Annotated in this window: 23 protein-coding genes; 16 read left to right on the top strand and 7 right to left on the bottom strand. The window is 51.4% G+C overall.

The genetic code is table 11. The annotated features are described in order from the left end of the window. Positions 1-20: 20 nt before the first annotated feature. Positions 21-1490, bottom strand: coding sequence for a phosphoglucomutase/phosphomannomutase family protein (locus O77CONTIG1_RS12465; RefSeq protein ID WP_068511013.1), 1470 nt, complete (start codon positions 1488-1490; stop codon positions 21-23). Positions 1491-1960: 470 nt separating this feature from the next. Next, positions 1961-2638: a GvpL/GvpF family gas vesicle protein gene (locus tag O77CONTIG1_RS12475; protein WP_068511017.1), complete on the bottom strand. Its 678-nt coding sequence runs from the start codon at positions 2636-2638 to the stop codon at positions 1961-1963. A gap of 195 nt (positions 2639-2833) precedes the next feature. Between O77CONTIG1_RS12475 and O77CONTIG1_RS12480 the strand changes: the two genes are divergently transcribed. Together O77CONTIG1_RS12480 and O77CONTIG1_RS12485 are read left to right on the top strand one after the other, a co-directional pair. Further along, entirely contained in the window at positions 2834-3145 is a 312-nt protein-coding gene (locus O77CONTIG1_RS12480; RefSeq protein ID WP_084782576.1) for a nucleotidyltransferase family protein, read from the top strand. Beyond that, positions 3138-3509 (top strand): DUF86 domain-containing protein, encoded by a 372-nt coding sequence (locus O77CONTIG1_RS12485; RefSeq protein ID WP_068511021.1) that lies wholly within the window; start codon positions 3138-3140, stop codon positions 3507-3509. The genes O77CONTIG1_RS12480 and O77CONTIG1_RS12485 overlap by 8 nt, the downstream gene beginning before the upstream one ends. Positions 3510-3664: 155 nt before the next feature. On the opposite strand, the gene O77CONTIG1_RS12490 is transcribed toward O77CONTIG1_RS12485, so the two are convergent. The 3 genes from O77CONTIG1_RS12490 to bchL form a co-directional block, all read right to left on the bottom strand. After that, positions 3665-5071 carry a ferredoxin:protochlorophyllide reductase (ATP-dependent) subunit N gene (locus O77CONTIG1_RS12490; RefSeq protein WP_068511023.1) on the bottom strand — a complete coding sequence of 469 codons (1407 nt, stop codon included), beginning with the start codon at positions 5069-5071 and terminating at the stop codon, positions 3665-3667. A 105-nt stretch (positions 5072-5176) separates the two neighbouring features. Then, positions 5177-5599 carry a DUF5331 domain-containing protein gene (locus O77CONTIG1_RS12495; RefSeq protein WP_068511025.1) on the bottom strand — a complete coding sequence of 141 codons (423 nt, stop codon included), beginning with the start codon at positions 5597-5599 and terminating at the stop codon, positions 5177-5179. Positions 5600-5768: 169 nt separating this feature from the next. Further along, positions 5769-6632: a ferredoxin:protochlorophyllide reductase (ATP-dependent) iron-sulfur ATP-binding protein gene (bchL, locus tag O77CONTIG1_RS12500; protein WP_068516501.1), complete on the bottom strand. Its 864-nt coding sequence runs from the start codon at positions 6630-6632 to the stop codon at positions 5769-5771. A 441-nt stretch (positions 6633-7073) separates the two neighbouring features. Between bchL and cbiB the strand changes: the two genes are divergently transcribed. From cbiB to O77CONTIG1_RS12525, 5 genes are all read left to right on the top strand, one after another. Next, positions 7074-8093: an adenosylcobinamide-phosphate synthase CbiB gene (cbiB, locus tag O77CONTIG1_RS12505; RefSeq protein ID WP_225894570.1), complete on the top strand. Its 1020-nt coding sequence runs from the start codon at positions 7074-7076 to the stop codon at positions 8091-8093. 49 nt (positions 8094-8142) lie between these two features. Then, positions 8143-9615 (top strand): CoA-acylating methylmalonate-semialdehyde dehydrogenase, encoded by a 1473-nt coding sequence (locus tag O77CONTIG1_RS12510; RefSeq protein ID WP_068511026.1) that lies wholly within the window; start codon positions 8143-8145, stop codon positions 9613-9615. A 378-nt stretch (positions 9616-9993) separates the two neighbouring features. Beyond that, positions 9994-10641, top strand: coding sequence for an SH3 domain-containing protein (locus tag O77CONTIG1_RS23535; RefSeq protein WP_084782578.1), 648 nt, complete (start codon positions 9994-9996; stop codon positions 10639-10641). A 367-nt stretch (positions 10642-11008) separates the two neighbouring features. After that, positions 11009-11326 (top strand): hypothetical protein, encoded by a 318-nt coding sequence (locus O77CONTIG1_RS12520; RefSeq protein WP_068511028.1) that lies wholly within the window; start codon positions 11009-11011, stop codon positions 11324-11326. 600 nt (positions 11327-11926) lie between these two features. Then, positions 11927-13693, top strand: coding sequence for a DUF262 domain-containing protein (locus O77CONTIG1_RS12525; RefSeq protein WP_068511031.1), 1767 nt, complete (start codon positions 11927-11929; stop codon positions 13691-13693). Between the two features lie 212 nt (positions 13694-13905). Here the strand turns inward: O77CONTIG1_RS12525 and O77CONTIG1_RS24515 are convergent, their stop codons facing one another. Further along, positions 13906-14187 (bottom strand): hypothetical protein, encoded by a 282-nt coding sequence (locus O77CONTIG1_RS24515; protein ID WP_156435218.1) that lies wholly within the window; start codon positions 14185-14187, stop codon positions 13906-13908. A 239-nt stretch (positions 14188-14426) separates the two neighbouring features. Between O77CONTIG1_RS24515 and O77CONTIG1_RS24520 the strand changes: the two genes are divergently transcribed. Both O77CONTIG1_RS24520 and O77CONTIG1_RS12530 read left to right on the top strand, forming a co-directional pair. After that, positions 14427-15740, top strand: coding sequence for a hypothetical protein (locus tag O77CONTIG1_RS24520; RefSeq protein WP_156435220.1), 1314 nt, complete (start codon positions 14427-14429; stop codon positions 15738-15740). Positions 15741-15748: 8 nt separating this feature from the next. Continuing rightward, entirely contained in the window at positions 15749-17581 is a 1833-nt protein-coding gene (locus O77CONTIG1_RS12530) for a DNA methyltransferase (protein ID WP_172799680.1), read from the top strand. A 123-nt stretch (positions 17582-17704) separates the two neighbouring features. On the opposite strand, the gene O77CONTIG1_RS24525 is transcribed toward O77CONTIG1_RS12530, so the two are convergent. Beyond that, positions 17705-17959, bottom strand: coding sequence for a hypothetical protein (locus O77CONTIG1_RS24525; protein WP_156435222.1), 255 nt, complete (start codon positions 17957-17959; stop codon positions 17705-17707). Positions 17960-18126: 167 nt separating this feature from the next. Here O77CONTIG1_RS24525 and O77CONTIG1_RS12535 point away from each other — a divergent pair, with 167 nt between their 5' ends. The 7 genes from O77CONTIG1_RS12535 to O77CONTIG1_RS12560 all read left to right on the top strand — a co-directional run bounded on the left by O77CONTIG1_RS12535 (position 18127) and on the right by O77CONTIG1_RS12560 (position 21989). After that, on the top strand, positions 18127-18771 hold the full coding sequence (locus O77CONTIG1_RS12535) for a hypothetical protein (RefSeq protein WP_068511035.1): 645 nt from the start codon (positions 18127-18129) through the stop codon (positions 18769-18771). 84 nt (positions 18772-18855) lie between these two features. Beyond that, positions 18856-19047 carry a hypothetical protein gene (locus O77CONTIG1_RS12540; protein ID WP_068511037.1) on the top strand — a complete coding sequence of 64 codons (192 nt, stop codon included), beginning with the start codon at positions 18856-18858 and terminating at the stop codon, positions 19045-19047. Continuing rightward, positions 19040-19381 carry a type II toxin-antitoxin system PemK/MazF family toxin gene (locus O77CONTIG1_RS12545; RefSeq protein WP_068511039.1) on the top strand — a complete coding sequence of 114 codons (342 nt, stop codon included), beginning with the start codon at positions 19040-19042 and terminating at the stop codon, positions 19379-19381. Before O77CONTIG1_RS12540 ends, O77CONTIG1_RS12545 begins: the two co-directional genes overlap by 8 nt. Positions 19382-19714: 333 nt before the next feature. Beyond that, on the top strand, positions 19715-19882 hold the full coding sequence (locus tag O77CONTIG1_RS24530) for a hypothetical protein (protein ID WP_156435224.1): 168 nt from the start codon (positions 19715-19717) through the stop codon (positions 19880-19882). A 36-nt stretch (positions 19883-19918) separates the two neighbouring features. Continuing rightward, positions 19919-20302: a peptidylprolyl isomerase gene (locus O77CONTIG1_RS12550; protein WP_172799681.1), complete on the top strand. Its 384-nt coding sequence runs from the start codon at positions 19919-19921 to the stop codon at positions 20300-20302. Positions 20303-20443: 141 nt separating this feature from the next. Beyond that, positions 20444-20764: a hypothetical protein gene (locus O77CONTIG1_RS12555; RefSeq protein ID WP_068511043.1), complete on the top strand. Its 321-nt coding sequence runs from the start codon at positions 20444-20446 to the stop codon at positions 20762-20764. 136 nt (positions 20765-20900) lie between these two features. Further along, positions 20901-21989 (top strand): class I SAM-dependent methyltransferase, encoded by a 1089-nt coding sequence (locus O77CONTIG1_RS12560; RefSeq protein WP_068511045.1) that lies wholly within the window; start codon positions 20901-20903, stop codon positions 21987-21989. The last annotated feature ends 215 nt before the right edge of the window (positions 21990-22204 follow it).

Here is a 22204-nt window from a genome sequence, read left to right on the forward strand (position 1 = left end):
GGGGATGGCGGAGGGCTGTTTTAACCCGAAATAGAGTTGGCCCAGTCCTTGGCCCAGTGCAAGTTTTGCTGCACGCGCTCTGGGGTGGCGGCTTCGGAGTAGAGGCGCAGCACGGGTTCTGTGCCGCTGAAACGGATCAGCAGCCAGCTTTGGTCGGCCAGGCGGAACTTATAGCCGTCAATATCTAGCACGCTCAGCACCGACTGTCCGGCGATTTCCTGGGGGGGCTGGGTCTTGAGCTGGTTCAACAAGCGCGATCGCACGTCCATGCTAGCCAGCGGGAGATCGATGCGGTCGTAGGCAGCGGTAAAGCCCGTCTGAGCTTGCAGGGCAGCGTATTGGTCGCTCAAATCCATGCCGCTGTCTACCACGGCTTCCAGCACGTACAGCGCCGACAGCAGCGCGTCGCGTTCAGGGATATGGTTGCCGTAGCCGATGCCGCCGGATTCTTCGCCACCGAGGAAAACCTGACTTTCCAACATGCGGTCGGCGATGTATTTGTAGCCAATCGCCGTTTCGTGGACGGGCAGGTTGTGCAGCTTGGCGACTAGCGGCATCAGGTCAGAGCCGCTGATGGTTTTGACGATTTCGCCTGTAAAGCCGCGATGGGTAGCGAGATGCTGAATCAGCACGGGAATCAGCACTTGGGAACTGAGGAAGTTGCCTGCGCCATCGACGGCGGCAATGCGATCGCTGTCTCCGTCAAACACCAGCCCCACCACTAGCTCATCGGGCGATCGCCGTTCATAGGTTCGGATCTGGTGCAGCAGATCGGGCAAATAGCGGGGCAGGGGTTCCGGTGCGCCGCCGCCAAACAGTGGGTCTGCGTTGCCGTTTAGCTCGTGGATCGGCGTGCCTAAAAGCTGCTCCAAACCGCCCGACGCTGCCCCGTGCATCACATCGGCAAACACAGTGAGCTTGCCCGTGGCGATCGCCCGCCGCAGCTTTTCCACATCCACCTTGGCCCGCAGCCCTTCGCAATAGCTCGTCCACGGGTTAAAGGTTTGCAGCGTCCCCGGCTGCTCTACGGAAGGAAGCTCCTGTCCCAGCAGCGCCTCAATCTTGGCTGTCACCTCCGGCGGAATCGACCCGCCAAAGCCTGCCTTCACCTTCAGTCCCGAATAGGCCGCAGGATTATGGCTGGCAGTAATCACCACGGCTCCCAAGGCGTTTTGCTGCTTTGCCGCCCAGCTAAAGGCCGGCGTTGGCGCAAAGGATTCCGACAGCAATACGTCATAGCCTGCCTGTTGTAGCGCCTCGGCGGCGACCTGAGCAAACTCCGGCGACAAAAAGCGACGATCGTAACCCACAATCACTAGGCGATTTTGGGTTTGTTCACCATACGTCTGCTCTAGGGCGATCGCCGCCCGTGGCGCAACCTGCATTACCCGCTCAAAGGTAAAGTCTGCTGCGATCATGCCGCGCCAGCCGTCCGTGCCAAAGGAAATCGGTCGCTGGACAAATGCGGAGGGGGAGAGTTGACCTGCCATAGAATGCCTGGGAATTGGGGGACTGCAAGAAACAGGAAAAAACTGAGCGCATTGCGCCAATCTGCACGCTGCCGTTCCAGCAGCACATTGAAAACTGCCACTCAGAGCAATTCTATGCAGGAAATCCCGCATCCGCCAGACTGTTCCCCAGCATTCACGCCAATTTTACGAAGATTTTCAGAGCAATTTCACCCCATCTCGGCAATGAGCAATCCTTTTGTCAATTCGCCTGAGCAACCCTATGAATGCAATGGCTGACAACTCCGCAACTGCCCAACCCACCCTCCAAAATCGCCAATCCACAATCCAAAATCAATATGATTTCCTCGATCAGCGCAATAGCCCCGTCCATACTGCCTGGGTTGGGGGGCTGAAATCCAGGTCAGTTCAGGATCGGAGCTATTGCGGTTTGGGGGCTTGAGTATTGTTTCAGCCCTTGCCCTAGAAATTACGCAAACCCAACCCAAAAACTACACAAAGTGATAAGGCGGCAGCGCCTCGCTCAGTGCCATCTGCCAGCCAGGACAGCGCGATCGCCATTCTTCTAGCGATTCATGCAGCAGCGCTTCGTCTGTCCGCTTGACTAGCAGGTGCAGCCGCTCGATGCCGTCGCGGGGTGCGTCGATCTGGAGCGCGGGATAGTCCTGGGCGATCGCCTCCTTTAGCTTCAGCAATTCTGCTTGCTGCTGCTGCTGGCGATCCAACTGCTGCTGAAATTGCTGTTTTTTTGCCAGGAAATAGTCGCGCCCGGTTCCAGCAGTTGCCAACGGGCTTGGGGCAGAGGATTCGGGCGATCGCGGCGATAGTTTCAACGTATACTCCGCCTGCCCGACCAGCCGCGTCAGGGTTGCCTCGTAGCCAGCCGCATTGACGTGCAAATGCTCCAGCAGCTTTTCCTGCGACACAAACTGCGTACCAAACCGCAGCGGCAACACAGGAACCTGCTCAAACACCTCTCGAATCACCTGGTCATGGTGCAAGACTGCCCGCATCAGGCGTTCATCACTCTGCTCCAGCATGGCCAAATCTAGACCCGGCTCCACGACCGCGCCGACCCCCCGTTCATACAGCAGCATCAACTCACCGCTGATGCCTGCGGGTAACACAATCGACTCGGCTGACTGAAGGACAAACGCATAGGTATACATCAAAACCTTATTGCCCCGATGGAGAGACGCTGCTTAGTACTCCATTAATACTCCATTCTATAAGGGCTGGGACGGATGCCATTCCATTAGTTTTCGTGAACGCAACTTGAAAGCGGCAAGCGGCATTGATGGCGTTAATATTGTGGGTGAGCATTTTCATCAAGAGCCACCTAGCAAGCGTTATCGAGAATCACAATGACGACTCGCTCAATGAAGCCGATTGCGAAAGAGGAAGTTCTGGCTCAGTTGAAAGCGCTCAAGCCCGAACTAGCTCAACGCTATGGGGTAGCTCAGATTGGGGTCTTTGGCTCTGTCGCCAGAAATGAAGCCCATGAGGAAAGCGATATTGATGTCGTGGTGCAAATGCTGCCCGATATTCTGAAACGCGCCAGCCTAAAGGCAGAGTTGGAAGAAAAATTTGGCAGAGATGTAGACGTGATTCGCTATTGGCATGGCATGAATCAATTCCTCAAAGCCAGGATCGATCAAGAGGCGGTGTATGCGTGATCGATCGATACTCTTGGAGCTATTTCTTGAAATTGAAGAAGCAATCAGAAGAATCGAGCGGCGCTTTATAGGAATCGATTCTCCGGGGGACTTTTTGCGCGATGATGCGGGTTTGGATCGGCTAGATGCAATTGCCATGATGCTCATTGCAATTGGCGAGAATGTTCAGAGAATTGATAAGCGTGCAGATAGAGATTTCTTTAAACGACAACCGAGCATCGATTGGGAAGGAGTCAAAGGAATTCGGAATCTACTGGCGCACAACTACTTCAATATTGATGCAGAAGAAATTTACAAAATCTGCTCTCAAGATATTGAGCCGTTGAAGCGGGCAATTCAAAAAATTCGCAGTGAGATTTTCTAATTCAGATGGAACCTACGCGCTTTCGATGAATTTTTCGGATTTTGGATGATTTCTCACAGAAAAAGCCCACCAGAAATCATCCAACTGCGTCAATCTTGCCGGAATCAGTTTTGCCAAGGGTTGTCTCAGATGCGGGCTAGATCAGGACAAGCGCCCTACACGTTTGCCTCTTCCTTGACCAGCTTGTCCCAGCCCAGATCCTTCAGCGAGGTGTTTCGGCGCAGCGGACGGGTCGCCAGTTCCAGGATGTCGCGGGCGTTGGCAAAGCCGTGAATCTGGGCAAAGGTAAACTCCACCGACCACTTGGTATTGATGCCGCGAGCCTCTAGCGGGTTGGCATGGGCCATGCCCGTGATGACCAAATCCGGATTCAGGTCATAAATCCGCTGAATCTGGTTATAGTTATCGGGCTTTTCCACAATGCGGGGCAGCGGCACGCCCATTTCGGCACAGGTTTTTTCCAGCAGCGCCAGTTCCGCCGCCTGGTAGCGCTTGTCCATATAGGGAATGCCGATTTCGGGAACGGTCATGCCGCAGCGAATCAGGAAGCGGGCCAGGGAAATTTCCAGCAGGTTATCCCCCATGAAAAAGACCGATTTGCCGCGCAATAGCGCAAGATAATCTTCCAGCCCTTCCCAGATTTTGGCTTCGCGCTCCTCCAGCCCCTTTGGCTCAATGCCAAACACAGAGCAGATTTTTTCCACCCAGGCGCGAGTTCCGTCTGGGCCGATGGGGAAGGGTGCGCCGATTAGCTTGCACTTGCGGCGACGCATCAACGTGGTGGCCGTGCGCGACAGGAACGGGTTCACGCCGCAAACGTAGTAGCCTTCTTCGATCACGGGCAGTTCCGTAAACCGCTTGGCGGGCAGCCAGCCAGACACCTTGATGCCCTGCTTCTTCAGTTCCAGCGTCAGTTGCGTGACGACCGGGTCGGGCAGGGAGCCGAACAGCACTAACGGCGGATGGTCTGCATATTCCGACTCTTCCGCCTTCACGTCTTCCTGCTTGCGGCCAAAGTTCAATAGCCGCTGCACAGCATTGCGCTCGGCTTTTTCAGACTCCAGCACGGGCGCTTTGTCGGGGCAGCGGGCCGCCATTGCCGCCAGCACGGTGTCTTCGCCCTGGGTAAAGGCGTAGTCCAGTCCGTTGGCGCGGGCGACCACAATGGGAATGCCGATTTCAGCTTCCAGTTTGGGCGCGAGGCCTTCCAGATCCATTTTGATGATTTCGGTGGTGCAAGTGCCGATCCACACAATGACGGAGGGATTGCGATCGCGCTTAATCTGTTCACACAGCCGCTTTAGCTCTTCGTAATCGTTTAGCTGGGCAGAAATGTCGCCCTCTTCCAGTTCTGCCATCGCATAGCGCGGCTCGGCGAAAATCATTACGCCCATTGCGTTTTGCAAGAAATAGCCGCAGGTCTTGGTGCCGATGACCAGGAAGAAGCTGTCCTCAATTTTTTGATAGAGCCACGCGACGCAGCTAATTGGGCAGAAGGTATGATAATTGCCCGTTTCACAGTCAAAGGTGAGCGCTTGGGGTTGAGTATCGGCGAGGGTCATGGCGAGTATTGGGGTGTTGGGATTATTGAAGAAGGAAAGAGAAGAATTGGGGATTGGGGGCTGGCGTAACGTGGAGGTAGGCTAGTCGTAACTCCAGGCACTCCGTTAATCCCGCTCTCCTACGCCCGTACAGGCTTCGTCAATTTTGGAAGACAGGCGGACGGCGGGGACTTTGCTGGCGGGCTTGGTTTCGGGAAGGTCGAGGGGCGTTTCGGAGGCGAGAGTGCGGCTGGGGAGCATTTTGGGAGCGTCGTCGTCTAGTTCGTCGAGTTCGTCGTCGGGATTGAAGTTGAGTCCTAGTGCCAGGATGATGCGGTCGGGGTCGTTGCTGAGGTCTACGATCAGCGGCAGCAGGCTCGTCAACTGTGGCTCTAGGGTCGAGAGCGTTCCCAAAATGAATCCAGAGGAGGGTCGCCGCTGTCCGGCACAGTCTACCCAAACGCCTAGCCGTGCAATCCACTCTCGATTTTCGCGATAGTAGGTGAGCCAGGCGATTTTCAGGGACTTGCGGAGGTATTGAACGTTCATGTAAGGGTCAGGGTTCAGAGAGTCAGGTCAGGGAGGCAGGGTTGAGGGATTCAAACTACAGAGTTTAGAGTACCGGGGGGCGATCGCCCCGCTTCCCATCTTCCGCAAAGCTAAAGAATTGTAGGCTTTTTCCTGACCGCTGACTCCTGACCGCTGACTCCTGCCCCCACTACACCATCATCAAGTCCAGTTCCTCTTCGGCCCGCTTCGGCGCTTCCTTGGGATTCAGGTAAAAATCAGACAGCAGGCTGAACAGATCACGGTCGGGCGCATCATTGGGCACGACCCCTTCGGGACGAGCCAGGATTTGATCAGCAATGTTGAGGTAGTAATCGCAGACATAGTTCAGCGAGGGGTCTTTTTCTGCCATCTCGAACAGCGTTTTGCCTTTGACGCGAGACACCCGGATGTCTTCGATCAGCGGCAGCACCTCCAGGACGGGCATGGGCACCGCTTCGATGTATTTATCGATCAGGTCGCGCTTGGCGGTGCGGTTGCCGATCAGCCCAGCGAGGCGCAGCGGGTGGGTGCGGGCTTTTTCGCGGACGGAGGCGGCGATGCGGTTGGCGGCAAACAGCGCGTCGAAGCCGTTGTCGGTGACGATCATGCAATAGTCGGCGTAGTTTAGCGGGGCAGCAAACCCGCCACACACCACGTCCCCCAGCACGTCGAATAAGATCACATCGTACTCATCAAAGGCATTGAGCTCCTTGAGCAGCTTCACGGTTTCGCCGACGACGTAGCCACCGCAGCCCGCCCCTGCTGGGGGACCGCCTGCCTCTACGCAATCCACGCCGCCGTAGCCCTTGTAGATCACGTCTTCGGGCCACACGTCTTCGTAGTGATAGTTCTTTTCTTGCAGCGTGTCGATGATGGTGGGAATGAGGAAGCCAGTGAGGGTAAAGGTGCTGTCATGCTTGGGGTCGCAGCCGATTTGCAGCACCTTTTTGCCGCGTCGGGCAAGGGCAACCGAGATATTGCAACTGGTGGTGGACTTACCAATGCCACCTTTTCCATAGACCGCAAGTTTCACGGGCAAGCTCCTGGTGAAGGGATGAAAACTGGAGAGAGGAGAGAAGTAGCAGCGGCAATCGCGACTACTGTGTGAATTATGAAGAGCCAGATGCCCAAAGGAAAGGGTCTGATAAATCAGTTCACGTCTCTAAATGGTTCTACACAGTCTAAAAAGCATCATGTATTTTCTTTCAGAACCAGGTTGCCTTTGATGTCTTCAAAAACCTTCTCAAAGACTTTTGAAAACTCTTTTTTATAAAAAGGAGAACAAAATACAAAAAATGCCTGAACCACTGGACGGGATTGCTTTTGGCGATCGCCCGCTTCCCCCAATCCTCCCAGCCGCCCGCCAAAACCGCACCCTGTCGCCCTCCTAAGGCGATCGCCCCCGCTCAACCCCTTGCCCCTGCTGGCGCAGATTCCTCCGAAAATAGAGGAAGCCGCTGGATTGATAATTATCGTGAATTTTTTGGAAAACCCCGCCCTGCCCCTGGCGATCGCCGCTCTTCTGGACTTTTTGATGGGCGATCCGTGGAACTGGCTGCATCCCGTGCAGGTCATGGGCTGGGTCATCGGTCGCTATAGCCGCTGGGTGCAAGACGGGCTGCATCTGACGACGGAGCCAGCGTCGGTGCAGCGAAACTTGGCATTACAGCGGGTTGCGGGGGGCGTGCTGACGGTTGCCCTCGTCCTCGGCAGCGGCTTTGTTGGCTGGCTTCTTGTGCATCTCAGCCGCACGATTCATCCATTGCTCGGACTCGCCATAGAATCCATCTTGCTGGCCAGTTGCTTTGCCGGACGCAGCCTGCGCGATGCGGCGGCGGACGTGCTGCGTCCCCTGGCGGCGGGGGATTTGGTGCAAGCGCGATCGCACCTCAGCCGCTACGTGGGGCGCGATACGGAGAGCTTGCCAGAATCCGAAATTCTCCGCGCTGTGCTAGAAACCGTGACGGAAAACGCCACCGACGGCGTAACGGCTCCGCTGTTTTGGGCGATCGCCGGATCGGTGACCCCGCTCGGCCCCGTGCCGCCAGCCTTGGGCTACAAAGCCGCCAGCACCCTCGACTCGATGGTGGGCTATAGGGCCGCCCCCTATACCTACCTGGGCTGGGCCAGCGCTCGCCTGGATGACCTGCTGACCTGGCTACCCTGTCGCCTTACGGTGGTCACGATTGCGCTGCTCTCTGGCAGGCCCCGCCATGTGCTGAAGCTGTGCCGCCGCGACGCGCCCCAAGACCCCAGCCCCAATGCCGGATGGAGCGAGTGCGCCTACGCTGCGGCGCTGGATGTCCAGGTCGGCGGACAAAACACCTATCGTGGCAACGTCACCCACAAGCCGCTGTTGGCAGATCCCGTGCGTCCCATCACGCCTGAACGCATCCAGCAAGCCCTGAGCCTGACCCGCCGCGTTTTCTTACTCTGGCTGGCGGGGGCGATCGCCCTCCACCACGTATCCTCTTTGCGCCCGCTGCTATCCTGAAGAGCAGACCGCTAACAGAACGCAGGAAGACAACGCAGGACATTTCGATATGGCAGAGCAATTGCAAAACTACATCAATGGGCAGTGGTGCGCGTCGGCGGCGACCGAATATTTAGATGTGGTGAATCCTGCCACCTGCGAAGTGCTGGCGAAAGTGCCGCTCTCGCCTGCCCATGAGGTGGATGACGCGGCTCAGGCAGCAGCAGCGGCATTTCAAACCTGGCGGCGCGTGCCAGCGGGCGATCGCATTCAATATTTATTCAAGCTCAAGACTCTGCTGGAAGAAAACCTGGACGACCTCTCGCGGACGATTACGCTGGAGTGCGGCAAAATCTACGCCGAAGCCAAAGCCGAAATGCAGCGGGCGATCGAAAACGTGGAGGTGGCCTGCGGGATTCCCATGCTGATGCAGGGCGATGTGTCAGAAGACATTGCGCGGGGCATTGATGAATTCATGATTCGCCAGCCGCTGGGCGTGTGTGCGGCGATTGCCCCGTTCAATTTTCCTGGCATGATTCCCTTCTGGTTTCTGCCCTATGCGATCGCCTGCGGCAACACGTATATCCTGAAGCCGTCGGAAAAAGTGCCCCTGACGCTGCAAAAGGTAATGCGGCTGATCGAGCAAACGGGCCTGCCGCCGGGTGTGGTCAATCTGGTCAATGGCGCGAAGGAAGCCGTCGATGCAATTTTGGATCACCCCACGATTCGCGGCATCAGCTTTGTCGGCTCGTCGCCCGTGGCAAAGTATGTCTACAGTCGGGCAGCGGCAAACGGCAAGCGCGTGCAGTGTCAGGGCGGCGCAAAGAACCCAATCATCGTGCTGCCGGATGCCGACCTGGATTCCACCATTCGGATTGCAGCAGACAGCGCCTTTGGCTGTGCGGGGCAGCGCTGCCTCGCCGCGTCGCTGATGGTGACGGTGGGGCGGGCGCGGGAACCCTTTACCGAAGCGATGACTGAGGCGGCCAAGTCTCGCGTGGTGGGCTTTGGGCTAGATCAGGGCGTGCAGATGGGCCCGGTGATTAATTTGCAGAGCCGCGATCGCATCGCTGACTTGATTCAGCAGGGCATCGAGGAAGGCGCAAAACCGCTGATCGACGGGCGCAATCCCAAAATTTCTGGCTACGAAAACGGCAGTTTCGTCCGCCCCACGCTGCTGCAAGACGTGCGCCCCGACAGCCGCATTGCCCAGACGGAGATTTTTGGCCCGGTGCTGGGGCTGCTGCATGTAGAGACGATTGATGAGGCGATCGCCCTGGTCAACAGCGGCCACTGGGGCAATATGGCGTGCCTGTTCACCAGCAGCGGCGCGGCCGCCCGCAAGTTTCGCTACGAAGCCGAAGCAGGCAACATCGGCATCAATATTGGCGTGGCCGCACCAATGGCGTTTTTTCCCTTCAGCGGCTGGAAAGAGAGCTTCTTTGGCGATTTGCACGGCCAGGGCAAACACGCAGTAGAATTTTTCACCCAAACCAAGGTCGTCGTCGAGCGCTGGTTTCAAGATTGGACGCGCCAGTTTTAGCGATTCTACAAAAGTCGCCCAGGTTCTTTTTCCTTAATTTTTGTCCTGAAGCTTTCCTGCATACGCTGGAAATGTTTGCGAGCTGAGCTTTACAAAGAGCGCGATCGCCCTAAACAATTGGTGAAAAGGGTCAGATTTTGCCGTGGATTTCGCGTAAAAACCTGAATACTTTGGGTCTCTCTTTGATATGCAGATCAACGTAAATCACCCAGATGTAGCTAAATCACTTGGATTTAAAGATTTAACAGGGTTTCCTGAGCCAAAATTGCAGACTCCATGTTTGCAGGTTTGATCCGCATACGTCCCGCCTATTTCCCGCATACGTCCCGTATTGGCTCCAATTTTGTTATTTTCGCGCTTTTTTGAGGATTTGACTGAATGAACCGTTCACTCACCCCCGGTATTGCGAAATTTTTGACTTCGACCGCCCTGACGCTGGCATTCATGGCCCTCTCCCCGCTGGCGGCTCTGGCAGAAATGGCCACGCTGACCGCCAGCCCCGGCAGCCGCATCAACGTGCGCGAGCAGCCCTCGACCAGTTCTCCCGCTCGGCACTACGGCGTTCCGGGCGATCGCGTCGAAATTATCACCTCCGTCAACTCCAGCTTTGACGGTCGCCTCTGGTATCAGGTGCTATTCCCTCGAACTGGTGCGCGGGGCTGGGTGCGAGGTGACCTGCTGCGTCTCGATTCGGCCGCGCCGCCCTCCTCCTTTGAGCCACAGCGGGTTTCCTTCGCCCCTGGCTCCTCGGCAGCCACCGTCGGCGGTCGCGTACAGGGGGGGCAGGTGCGCGACTATATCCTCAACGCCCGCGCCGGACAAACCATGTCCACCAGCATCACGGGCACTTCGCCGTTTCTGCAAGTCATCGTGATGCAGCCCAATAGCCGCACGCTCTATATCGGCAGCGGCAACTGGTCGGGCGTGCTGCCTGCCAGCGGCGACTACTACGTGCGCGTGCGGATTGTGCCCGAAGAACAGGCCAATGCCTCCGGCGAATATAGCCTGACCATCAGCATTCGATAACGGGCCTTACCAGGGTAAGAATAAGGATAGAGGACACGGGCGATCGCCTCCCATTTCCCAAGGAGCGTCGCCCTTCACACTCCGTAGCAAAATTTTGCTTGCGTCGATTAGGGGTATCCACTACAATCGTCCATCAAGCTGTAATTTTTCCAAGACGCAGCTTATCTTCACTCCCCGAAAATTTGGCCGGTTCGTCGTTTACGGCATTGGTAGATGTTGGCAGCACCTACCAACGCCTGACCCCAGGACAGTCCGAGCTGTCTCAGGGCTTTGCCTATTGTATGGCCGCCTTGAAACCTGCTTTGCGTCGTTTGGGCGGCCATCTTTTCGGGGTTTCCCTACCTCGTTTCCAAGGAGGAAACCCCAAATGCTGACAGTTCAATACACCTGGTCGTCCCCGCGCTCGGAGGCGACCCAGTTTTCGCTGCCGCCGCTCACCTGCGAACTGCCGCGCCGTCGCCGCCTGCGCCACTGCATCATCGGCCTGCCCGAAGACGCGCAACTGGCCATCGACCGGCTGCACCTGCTCCGCTATGCCGAACGCTTCGAGTGGACGCACGCCCTCGAATTCCGCCCAACGGCATCGTCCTCAACGCCGAGCAACCCGGCGAAGTGCTGCGCTGCCTGCACCGTGAAATGCGGAACAACCCTGGCGCGAATGAGTAAGACGAGTAAGAACAGATAAGGGCGATTTTGGGTTTTGGATTTTGGCGGCCGAGTCTGTCAATCCAAAATCCAAACTCCCCAATCGAAAATTTCAAACAGGGCAACTGCGCCTAACGCTGCATCGCGCCTAATCATTAGCCCCACTTATCTGATGCCTTTGTAAAGCCATCTGCCTAATTCCCAGAATCAGGGGTATTATACAGACAATCGTCTGCCTATCTACCCAGTTTGGGATCTTAGACAGATCTGAATCAGCCTATCTACCCAATTTGGGATCTTAGACAGACGGATTTCAGCCTAATTGCCCTCTGCGGGGTAGATAGGCAGACGGGATCAGTCTAATTACTAGTTAGACCGCTCATTCCTGGGTTGTAGCGGTTTTGATCACTCTCGGTTGGGTGTCAAAGTTAGGAGCTTGTTTTTTAAGGGGTTTAGTTACAGTGCGATCACAAGCGTGATTTAGGAAAGCACTACAAATTTGCAAGTCATAGGACGATTTGAATAACAATTGACCATCCTTCTGAGGAAGCAGAAAGGCATCCGGTGGTCGTTAGGGATACCAAGTTATAATCAAACAGCATTATCATTTAGCTCCTAAATTAAAAGCGGAGAACTCAAAATGGCAGAATTGGTTTCTCAGCCAACGTCGGTTCAGTCAGTCTATACATGGTATGTAGAAGATAAGCTTTACGTGAATCGTCGTTATCAGAGAAAATTAGTTTGGACTCTTGAGGAAAAGCAGAAGCTAATCGAATCAATTCTTAAAAAATATCCAGTGCCAGCAATTCTGATTGCAGAGAGGGATAATGCACCAGGAACCTACGAAATAATTGATGGGTTGCAAAGATTACAAGCTATCATGTCGTTCGTTGAAACGGCATTTTCCGCACCAGACGGAAAGTATTTTGATCTTCAGCACTTTCCAACAGCGAAAAGCCGTGCAGATGAAGGCTTGTTCGTGCCGAATTCAGCACAAGAATATCTTTCACAACGAGAAGTTAGCACGATATTGGACTATACTCTTGCTCTCTCAGTAATGCGTAATGCAACAGAAACAGAAATAAATGATGTTTTTGATCGGATTAATACATTTGGACGGCGCTTGAGCGACCAAGAAAGACGGCAGGCGGGTGTGCAAAACGATTTCTCTAATATGGTTAGGAAAATCGCTTGTACTCTACGGGGAGATAACACCGCTGACATTCTTTTACTTAGGTCAATGCCATCTATTAGCATTGACCTACCAATGACAAAACATGGATATGCGATTCCTGCCAATGAGGTCTTTTGGGTAAATCAAGGCATTCTGCGATCAACTGACTTGCGAGACAGTATGGATGAGCAGTGTATTGCAGACATAGCAGTGTGTATTACGAGCGGACAGATGATTGAAAGATCAAAAGATGCTCTTGATGCAATTTACAGACTTGGATCTCCTGAATCTGAGCGAGTATCAAATGCGCTTGAAGTCTATGGCTCTGAGAAATTCACTGAAGAATTCAAGTTCTGTATTGACGAAATCATTAAGGTTTGTAATGAGGGCAAGCCTGAAAAGCTTAGAGATATTGTCTTTAAAAAGAGGACAACTAATGCATTTCCATCTGTTTTCGCAAGCATTCTAATCGCATTTCACGAACTTATTATTAAGGAGGGCAAAAAGATTACTGATTATGCAGGAATCAGGAAAGATATTGTTGACTTAGCTGGGAAACGGTTAGAAACAAGGGCTACATCATCTAGCGAACGGCGCAAGAACATAGATCAGATAAAAGGACTGATTGGCAAGTATTTCGTTGAGGCTGATATTCGGTCACAAATTTATGGAAATCACGCGACAACTGATATTGAGGAAGCTATCAGAAGATCAGAGATCGAACTGGCTGATTATGAGCTGAAGCAAGGACTTCTTTCACTTTCTGATCAACGTGGTATTGATCCTCAACTCATTGATAAGGTCATCAGAACTATCGCTGCAATTGCTAACAACGGAACAAACAGAGTAGGTAAGGTTATTATTGGCGTTACTGATAAAGATGCTGATGCAGAGCGAATCAAAAATTTAGATGGTATAGAACCCAAAAAAATTGGAAAGCGATTTGTTGTTGGAGTTATTCGAGAAGCTAAAGTCCTGGGACTATCGGTAGAGAACTATTTCTCAAAATGGAAGGAGGCAATAAAGAATTCTGAGATGTCTCTATCGCTAAAGAACTCGATTTTGTCGAACATGGATTTTAACTCATTCTACGGCTTAGGTATTATTGTTATTACCATTCCGCCTCAAAAGGAACTCTCATATGTTGGAGAAGAAATCTACTGGCGTAATAGTGATTCGACTGAGCTAGCAGAAACTCCAAAGCAGATTGCTATGCTAGCACAGCGATTCTAAAAATCGGATTAGGTAGAGCTAGGATGTGCTGCCATAAACGAAGATGAAAGGTTTGCGATAAAATTTGGTTTGGGTATGCGGAGAGGTGAGACTATGGTGCGGTTGGAGTTCGCTGCTCTTGCGCGGTCTAACAACACAGTGGAGCGGGCGGTATAGAGTCTTTACGCTACCGTTCTAGGTTACTCGCCGCCGCTCACTTTAGCCGTTAGCCCTCAGCGTTCTGGTTCAGTCAGCTTACGGGTGGGTGGGCGATTCGCCCCCCAGTTGCGAAGATTTAGTTCTTCCAGCGCTCGGTCAACCCGAACACTCCCAACAGCGTTCGGGTAAGATGCCAACGTTGAGCGGTGATAGGTTTGGGTCAGCAGTTTGAGGTTCCGAGAGGTATCGGGGGGCGATCGCCGAAAGGTGTGGGTGCTGAGAGATGAGGGCGATCGCCCAGAGGTGTTGGTGTTGGGAGATGAAGGGCGATCGCGAAGGCTAACACCTCGCTGCAACGGACGGAACAGAGATCCTGGCTGAAACCGAGAGCCACTGACCGCCGTTGAGCTTCACCGTTAGCCTGCTTCGTTTTTGGGGTAGGACGTACAGTGAGGTTATCTGTGGGTGTTAGCTGTTAAGTTATGGCAGAATACTTTTCCAATTGCTAGTGTCGGCTTGTGTAGACTCATGAGAAAATTGCACTAGACATGATATTCTGTGTATCCTATGCCTTATGGTTTTTGTGAAGGATTAGATGGCTATAAATCCGTACTTCGCAGATATGCCTTGTGGTATTAACGATCCTTATGAAAGTGGTGAAGTAGGTAAATTTGCAGAATTGCAAAGGGGATTAGTTCCAATATCCAATTCATCCCCCTCTATTGCTCTGATTCAAGCATTCCTTGACTCTTATCGACTTCTATATTGTGGGTTACCAGAAATACAGCGCATTGACTACCCACCCAACCTAACGATGGGCGCACTTTTTGATTTAGTCGTAAGTGCCAAATATGCAGAACGTTTGATTGCAGATGCAGGATGGACATACTGTGAAGGAAGTGAAACCTCTGATGGATCATCCCTTTATTTTTGCTATCTACAAACTTGCCCTCGTTGTAGCGTTAACCGATCTGTAAAGCCTAAAGTAGTATCAAATAAGCCAGGCTCCGACACAATTGGTGAAATTTGTGGCGATACAACTTGTGAAATTTTATCTGAAATCATTAAGGTAACTTCTCCCGGAATAAAAATTGGTAAAAATCGGGATAGGCAGGCAGACGTAGATTTTGTAATTTATCAACCAGATATGTTGGCTCTTGGTGAAACAAAATCTTCACCACTTGTAATTTATCCGTTAGAAGTTAAACTCAATCACCCGCTCACTGAGATCAGAGAAGGGCAGAGGACGCTAAAGCGAGATCATACGCAAGCAACGGTTGATGTTGTTGAAGCAGACATCTTTATGTACATTCCACATAGGAATCTACGAATCAGCTTGGGCAAAGCCTCTAGTCAGCAATTTCCTTATCATGCCCTAATTCAACATATTCAATCGCCTCAAAATTTAGCAGAAATAATTTTGGCATGGAAGGAATTATACAGAGTATACGAAGCGAACTTACTGCGAGATTTAGCTGACCCTCGAAAATGGATTACGTGTGGTTGTGGCGGCGGTGTAGATGATTCTAAAAACAAGCCAGGAATAGATCGTACAGACGATATAAAAAAAGGAACCTATCAATCTCTAAAATTTGGCACTTATTATAAAGAGCGAGATTCACGCCGAATTATTCGTTCTGTCTTAGCTTCAAACTTCTTCCCTCTGCGAACATTCAATCGCTATCTCTCTGAGATGGTTGATGTGATTTGGACGAAGGAAAAATATTCTCGAACTTTCTACTTGAAAACTCAAAGAAATCCTACGCCTAGGAAATACTCTCTTTTCGCCCAGGCTGATCTTTTTTATCTTTATGATGCAATTATCTGCTTTACAGAATCAGTCTATATGGATGAAAGATTAAAAGAAGTGACAAGTCTTGATACCTATATAAATAGGATTTGTCAATGAATTATCAGATGGCTCAATTTGTATTTAAATTACGCCACAATATCTCTTTGGAAGATGATGCAAAGCTAGCAGAGAAGGAGATTCAAGCATTTCTTCCGAATGCATCTTTGGAATCTATCGCTAACCTTGAAAGCTTATCAAGCGAAGAGTCTTTTCTGTCTAAGTTTGAAGGGTTAGCGGCTCACACTTCATATACTAGGAAAGTAGGAGTACAAGGCTATAAAGCCTTTGCAAGTCTTGATTCATTATTAACTCTAGTTCGCAGGCTTTCCTTTGTTCAAACTATCTATTGCATTGTTGAATATGAGGATCAACTATGTTCTTTCCTCAAAAATTGCAAATCTGTTTTAGGTGATGTGCTTCACCATGAAGTTGTAGGAGAGAATTTACTTATCTGTGCCATTCCTCATTTTGCCTTAATAGAGTTATCAGATGTGGTAGCTCGTCGAGCAAAAAATGCAATAGATACAACAGAGAAGCTTCAATTAATGCTACATGGCTTACTTGACAGAAGTAAAAATGCTAAGGATCTAAAAATTGCGGAAGAAGCACTTAAGGCTCAAAATACAACTTCTCATTTATCACATGATATTCATTACTACAAAGCAAAGTTTTTTCCCCGGCTCGTTCGCTCTACCTTAAATATTTGCAGTCAAAAATTAGGTGGTTCTAATCACCAAGTAATTGATTGTTTCTCAGGTAGCGGAACCACTTTATTAGAGGCAGCAATACTAGGTATGCCTAGCGTTGGTGTAGATATTGATCCTTTGTCTGTGCTAATAGCAAAAAGTAAAATTGAAATCCTTCAAATTCCAAGTTCACTGTTGAGTGAAGAAGTATCGCTTATCTTGGAGACTCTACAAAATAAAAAAACACAGCAACTAGATCTGTTTGCTAAAAATAAAAACGCATTAAATGTAGATCCTATAATTTTCCCAAAATGGTTGATGAAGAATCGAAAGATGTCACAAGAAATAGCCGATGAGCTAATTTCTGAGATTCAGCAAGTAAGATCTTCTATAGCCATTGCCAACCGAGAATTCAAAGATTTTTTTCAAGTTCTCTTGTCCGATGCGATCGCAAGAAAAATTAAAATGCGATTTCTTGGTACTGGTGTGGGGAGATTTTCTCTCTCTTTCACTCAAAAGAGCATTCCTGATAGCTTCAAAGATTCTGCTCGAAAATATATTTGTTCTTTAGCTGCTGTTGAATGGCTTAAACAAACAATTAACCTCACTTTTTCTAAAGCTCACGTCGTCAATGGAGATGCACGAAAACTTGACCCTGAATTAGGTTTGTTTGATATTCTTCTAACTTCACCTCCCTATCTACCTGCTGCTAGTGGGCGCGAAAGCTACGCCAAAGCACGTACGCCATCACTAATTGCTCTCGGTATGAAAACTCATGAAGATATTGATATGCTTGTTGATGATTCTATCGGCTCAATGATCGATAGTTCTATTGATACGGATATATTACTTGAAAGTGAAAAAAATGTAGTTGAGTGGCTGAAGCAAGATGAGCTGAGAACAATCAAAGCTTGTCCAACTGCTCGTTACTTCTTAGATATGCGTGAGGCTTTTAAGCAAATGCTCTGTCATCTTAAACCAGGAGCTTTTGCTGTTATTGTAAGTGGTAAGCAAAGCACGTTTTATCAGTTCTCAACAAGGCAACAACTTTATGTGGTTCAGTCAGCCGAGATTTTAGCTGAAGAAGCAGAAAAAGCAGGTTTCCTAGTTGACAGTATGTATGATGTGCAGTTGCAAAAAGCTAATAAGAATGCGCGTCCTAGATCGCTAGATGATTATTATGAGACCCTAATATACCTTCGGAGACCCTAAACTTGCAGTAGCAACGCAGGCTAACAAGTCGCTGCACCGGAACGCCGCAAATTGGTCGGCTTAGTGTTCAAGGTTATCTGCGTCCGGTGAGCTTGGTCGTTAGCCCTCAGCGTTCTGGTTCTGTCAGCTTTCGGGTGGGTAGGCGATTCGCCCCCACTTGCAGAGGCTCGGTTCTTCGAGATCCGGGTCAAGCCGCACACTCCCAGCCGCTTTCGGGTCAGCCGCAGAGGTTGAGCAGCGACAGACTTGGGTCAGTGTGCAACGCCCCAAAAGGTATCCGGGGGGGCGATCGCCCAGAGGTGCGGGTGCTGAGAGATGAGGGCGATCGCCGAGAGGTGTGGGTGTTGGGAGATAAGGGGCGATCGCGAAGGCTAACACCTCGCTACAACGGACAGAACAGAGATCCTGGCTGAAACCAAGAGCCACTGACCGCTGTTGAGCTACACCGTTAGCCTGCTATCTTGTCTTTGGAGGCATAACTCTGGAGCATGATTAGGAATAGCTTGCTTCTCCGTTCCTGTACGTAGTACAAACAACCACTTTCTATGTCTGGTCAATTTTCTGATGAATATGCATTTACATTAGATAGCCTGTCGGTGGCGCTACAGAACTCTTACGACAACCTGAAGGAAGTAACTCTTTCCAAAGAAGACTTGGATTACTCCAGAGTGGTTGTTAATCGGTTACGAGCTTTTTACTGCGCTCAAGACAGCATCAAGAAGTTCCTTGATAAGCGAGTTGCACAAGCTGGCGCAGACTTTTTTGTGGAAGCAATCCTTTTCTCCTTGAAACTTTTTAATGAGGTTGAAAGACTAAATTTGGAAATTGCCTCAGAACGTGCGATACAGCGCAAGCGCAAGGCAATCCGGCCTGATATCAGTATTTGGAGAGGAGATGATCTACTTGCTGCTGTTGAATGCAAGACTCAGCTTGGCTGGAGGCGAAATGGCTGGGCTGACCATTTTGACGACCGTGAACAAAAGCTGCAAGAAATTTTTCCGGGTGCAAAAATGTTTCTGCTAATCATGACAAATTGTAACTGGTCAGGTTTCGGGAACGACCCAAGATCAGGTCAACAGCTACTCTGCCTTCTCAAAGACTGCTGGCCGACACAGATTTCCCAAAGCTTCGACCCGACGATACTAGAGCACCCGATTGAACGCCTCCTTGAGCAAGTTAAATGTCTGTAAGCCAATATTTGTAATGGTTCTAAGCGAACATGCTTAGGCACTGGCAACTGTGCTAGGGTTTAATATAGATTTCGAGATAATCTTATGACTGCTTTAGCTCAAGAAATTCTCGACAACTTTGATCGGTTGCCTAATACAGAGCAGATGGAGATTGCGCTAGAAATCTTGCGGCGAATTATTAATTTTGATTTTCCACCTTTGACAGACGAAGATCTAACCTTGAGTGCAGAGGAGTTATTCTTAGCCTTAGATCAGCAAGAACCAGATTATGAGTAGCCCTGTTCGTGGTGAAGTGTGGTTGGTGGATCTGGGCTATGTTGCAAAGGTTAGGCCATGTCTAGTGGTTAGCATTCCAGTTCTGATGCAAGATCGAGCTTTGGCAACACTGGTTCCTCACACGACAAGTCCAAGAGGTTCCCGCTTCGAGGTTGATGTGAAAGTAAGGTTTTTGAAACCGGGAGCCTTTGATGTTCAGAATCTCGTTACCATCCCCCATGCCAAACTGTTGAGGAAATTGGGTGAATTGGACTCAGAGCAGTTATCCCAGGTTGAAGATGTCTTGCTTTTCTGGCTGGGGTTCGAGGATATAGACTTTGATGAAGAGTCGTAACAATCTGGTCTCTGCTGCCGCAGGCTAACACTGCGTTGGTGCGGACGGAATAGAGGTTATCGGTGGGAGTTCAAGATTGTTTAGAGTGAGCCACCCCTTTGATTCTATGGGGGCGACGGAATAGAGGTTATCGGTGGGAGTTCAAGATTGTCTGCCGCCGCACAACTTCACCGTTAGCCCTCAGCGTTCTGGTTCTGTCAGCTTACAAGTGAGTAGGCGATTCGCCCCCAATTGCGAAGATTTAGTTCTTCAAGAACTCGGTCAACCCGAACACTCCCAACAGCTTTCGGGTAAGATGCCAACGTTGAGCGGTGATAGGTTTGGGTCAGCAGTTTGAGGTTCCGAGAGGTGTCGGGGGGCGATCGCCGAAAGGCTTGGGTTCTGGGAGATGAGGGCGATCGCCGAAAGGTTCGGGTGTTGCCAGATGAGGGCGATCGCCCAAAGGTGCGGGTTCTGGGAGATGAGGGCGATCGCCCGTTGGGTGAAGCTGCAAAAACTTAAGCGAACCCAGTGGTAGCACAAGCTAGACCACTATTCTTGCAGCGTAAAACACAGCCTGATCAGGTGGTTTACTCGCTGATTCGGACACAGGATGCCGACCTGGCCAACGAGCTATATTTTCGTCTGCTCGAGGGGGAGCAAACCTTTTCAGACCTGGCCGCGCAACATTCCCAGGGATCAGAGGCGGCAAAGGGCGGATTGGTAGGCCCGGTAGAAATCGGTGCTTATCATCCCAGCCTTGCCTATGTCTTGGCGACCCGCGCACCGGGTGAATTGGTTGCGCCGCTATCGCTCGAAGATTGTGTGGTGATCATTCGCATTGAGCAAAAGATTCCCGCCCGATTTGACGAAGCGACTCAGCAACGCCTGCTGGATGAACTGTTTGCTGCGTGGCTCGATGCAGAACTGCGGGCCAGCTAGGAACTCTACCGGATCGCTCTGGGAGCGCTTTTGGAACGGAATGGGATCGCCTGCTTCGATAACTTAGAGGCAGAGCAGGGGAGATACCCGACTCAACTCAAACTTAAGTAAGCCATATCATACCTTGTCAAAGGAAGCGCCATGCTGATCAAACTCTCATACTTTTTGCAAAGCGTGCTGCTGACGGGCGCACTGATGACCACGGCGATCGCCCCGCCCAGCCTAAGCCTAACAACCGCAATTCAGATTGCTCAAGATTGCGTGGCATCCGGCGGCATTTATCATACTCTGGCTGCCGGGCACTGGATTTGTTTGTATCCGACTCCCGATCAGACTGGAACGCTGGGACTGTATTGCAATGTCGTGCAGACATGCGATCGCCTGATGCAGACTCGCCGCCCAGACCACACCGCCAGCCTGTTGTGGGAACCGATGATTCCAACTGAACGCATTGATGACTGAACGATGACTGAACGATTTCACGATTCAATCTCGTCATTAACTTATCTGATCTGCTGTAACGAGTGAGAGGCGCTCCACAGAGTTGCCACCCCTCGGCTCGTCAAAACAGACCCCTGCAAACCCTGAGGATATTTCTATGACAACGCTACAACCGATTGAGCAATCCCGATTTGACCTAGCTAGAGCTGAAGCCTTTGCCGAAACCCTGGTAGGCACGTTGAACAGCGGCGCACTGGCGCTAATGGTTTCCATTGGACATCGCACCGAACTGTTTGACACACTTGCAGAACTGCCGCCCGCCACCAGCCAGCAAATTGCTGACACAGCGGGGCTGAACGAGCGCTATGTGCGGGAGTGGCTGGGCGCAATGGTGACGGGTCGCGTGGTGGACTATGACTCGTCCACTAAGACCTATAGCCTGCCTGCGGAACACGCTGCATTTCTGACGCGGGCCGCTGGATCAGACAATATTGCCGTTTTCGCGCAATATATTCCCCTGCTGGGCGCTGTTGAGGATGCGGTGCTGGAATGCTTCTATAAAGGCGGCGGCGTTCCCTATTCTGCTTACAAGCGCTTTCATGCCGTGATGGCCGAAGACAGCGGGCAGAGCGTGGTGTCGGCGCTGTTTGACCATGTGCTGCCGCTAGTGCCGGGGCTGATGGAGGATTTGGAGCGCGGCATCGACGTGCTGGATGTGGGCTGTGGCAGCGGTCGCGCTCTGATCCGCATGGCGCAGGCTTATCCCAATAGCCGCTTTACTGGATATGACTTTTCCGCAGAGGCGATCGCCATTGCGAATGCATCTGCACAGCGATCTCTCCTGTCGAACGTCCAGTTTCAGGTACAGGATGCTGCACAGATCGATGAGGGCGATCGCTACGACTTCATTACCACCTTCGACGCAGTTCACGACCAAGCCCATCCTGATCGAGTTCTCCGCAATATTCACCGTGCGCTTCGTTCGACGGGCACGTATCTGATGCAGGATATTCACGCCGCTACGGACGTGGGTGGGAATCTAGAGCATCCAGTGGGAACACTGCTGTATACCATCTCTTGTCTACACTGCATGTCCGTCTCTCTTGCCTACGGCGGCATGGGTCTAGGTGCAATGTGGGGAAAGGAAAAAGCCTTGCAAATGCTGGCAGAAGCCGGATTTGAAACAGTGGAAATCAAGCGGCTGGCGCACGACTTTCAGAACGATTACTACATCGTTCGCAAGTAAGCTAATCCTTAACCCCTTATGTGTACCCTTTGCTCACTGGCGGCACGGTTTCAGCGTGCTGATGGAGAAGCTTTGTCTCGGTTCAACGTGGCTCAGTTTTCAGCAGCATTGCAATCTTCGCAAAACGAGCGCAGTGCTGCTGAAGCCCTCCCTCAATCGGAAGCATCTCCCAACCGTGCAAACGCAGCATTCCCCATGTCAGTTTACTCATCCAA

It is taken from the genome of Leptolyngbya sp. O-77 (genome assembly GCF_001548395.1).
Taxonomy (GTDB): Bacteria; Cyanobacteriota; Cyanobacteriia; order Elainellales; family Elainellaceae; genus Thermoleptolyngbya.

Excerpts from the sequence above, each read along its gene's own strand:
- O77CONTIG1_RS12535 (WP_068511035.1), top strand. The coding sequence starts at position 18,127 with ATGTCTGGTCAATTTTCTGATGAATATGCATTTACATTAGATAGCCTG.
- O77CONTIG1_RS12560 (WP_068511045.1), top strand. The coding sequence starts at position 20,901 with ATGACAACGCTACAACCGATTGAGCAATCCCGATTTGACCTAGCTAGA.
- O77CONTIG1_RS12480 (WP_084782576.1), top strand. The coding sequence starts at position 2,834 with ATGACGACTCGCTCAATGAAGCCGATTGCGAAAGAGGAAGTTCTGGCT.
- O77CONTIG1_RS12495 (WP_068511025.1), bottom strand. The coding sequence starts at position 5,599 with ATGAACGTTCAATACCTCCGCAAGTCCCTGAAAATCGCCTGGCTCACC.
- O77CONTIG1_RS12485 (WP_068511021.1), top strand. The coding sequence starts at position 3,138 with ATGCGTGATCGATCGATACTCTTGGAGCTATTTCTTGAAATTGAAGAA.
- O77CONTIG1_RS12510 (WP_068511026.1), top strand. The coding sequence starts at position 8,143 with ATGGCAGAGCAATTGCAAAACTACATCAATGGGCAGTGGTGCGCGTCG.
- O77CONTIG1_RS23535 (WP_084782578.1), top strand. The coding sequence starts at position 9,994 with ATGAACCGTTCACTCACCCCCGGTATTGCGAAATTTTTGACTTCGACC.
- O77CONTIG1_RS12465 (WP_068511013.1), bottom strand. The coding sequence starts at position 1,490 with ATGGCAGGTCAACTCTCCCCCTCCGCATTTGTCCAGCGACCGATTTCC.
- O77CONTIG1_RS12530 (WP_172799680.1), top strand. The coding sequence starts at position 15,749 with ATGGCTCAATTTGTATTTAAATTACGCCACAATATCTCTTTGGAAGAT.
- O77CONTIG1_RS12525 (WP_068511031.1), top strand. The coding sequence starts at position 11,927 with ATGGCAGAATTGGTTTCTCAGCCAACGTCGGTTCAGTCAGTCTATACA.
- O77CONTIG1_RS12545 (WP_068511039.1), top strand. The coding sequence starts at position 19,040 with ATGAGTAGCCCTGTTCGTGGTGAAGTGTGGTTGGTGGATCTGGGCTAT.
- O77CONTIG1_RS12475 (WP_068511017.1), bottom strand. The coding sequence starts at position 2,638 with ATGTATACCTATGCGTTTGTCCTTCAGTCAGCCGAGTCGATTGTGTTA.
- O77CONTIG1_RS12555 (WP_068511043.1), top strand. The coding sequence starts at position 20,444 with ATGCTGATCAAACTCTCATACTTTTTGCAAAGCGTGCTGCTGACGGGC.
- O77CONTIG1_RS24520 (WP_156435220.1), top strand. The coding sequence starts at position 14,427 with ATGGCTATAAATCCGTACTTCGCAGATATGCCTTGTGGTATTAACGAT.
- O77CONTIG1_RS12490 (WP_068511023.1), bottom strand. The coding sequence starts at position 5,071 with ATGACCCTCGCCGATACTCAACCCCAAGCGCTCACCTTTGACTGTGAA.
- O77CONTIG1_RS12520 (WP_068511028.1), top strand. The coding sequence starts at position 11,009 with ATGCTGACAGTTCAATACACCTGGTCGTCCCCGCGCTCGGAGGCGACC.
- O77CONTIG1_RS12540 (WP_068511037.1), top strand. The coding sequence starts at position 18,856 with ATGACTGCTTTAGCTCAAGAAATTCTCGACAACTTTGATCGGTTGCCT.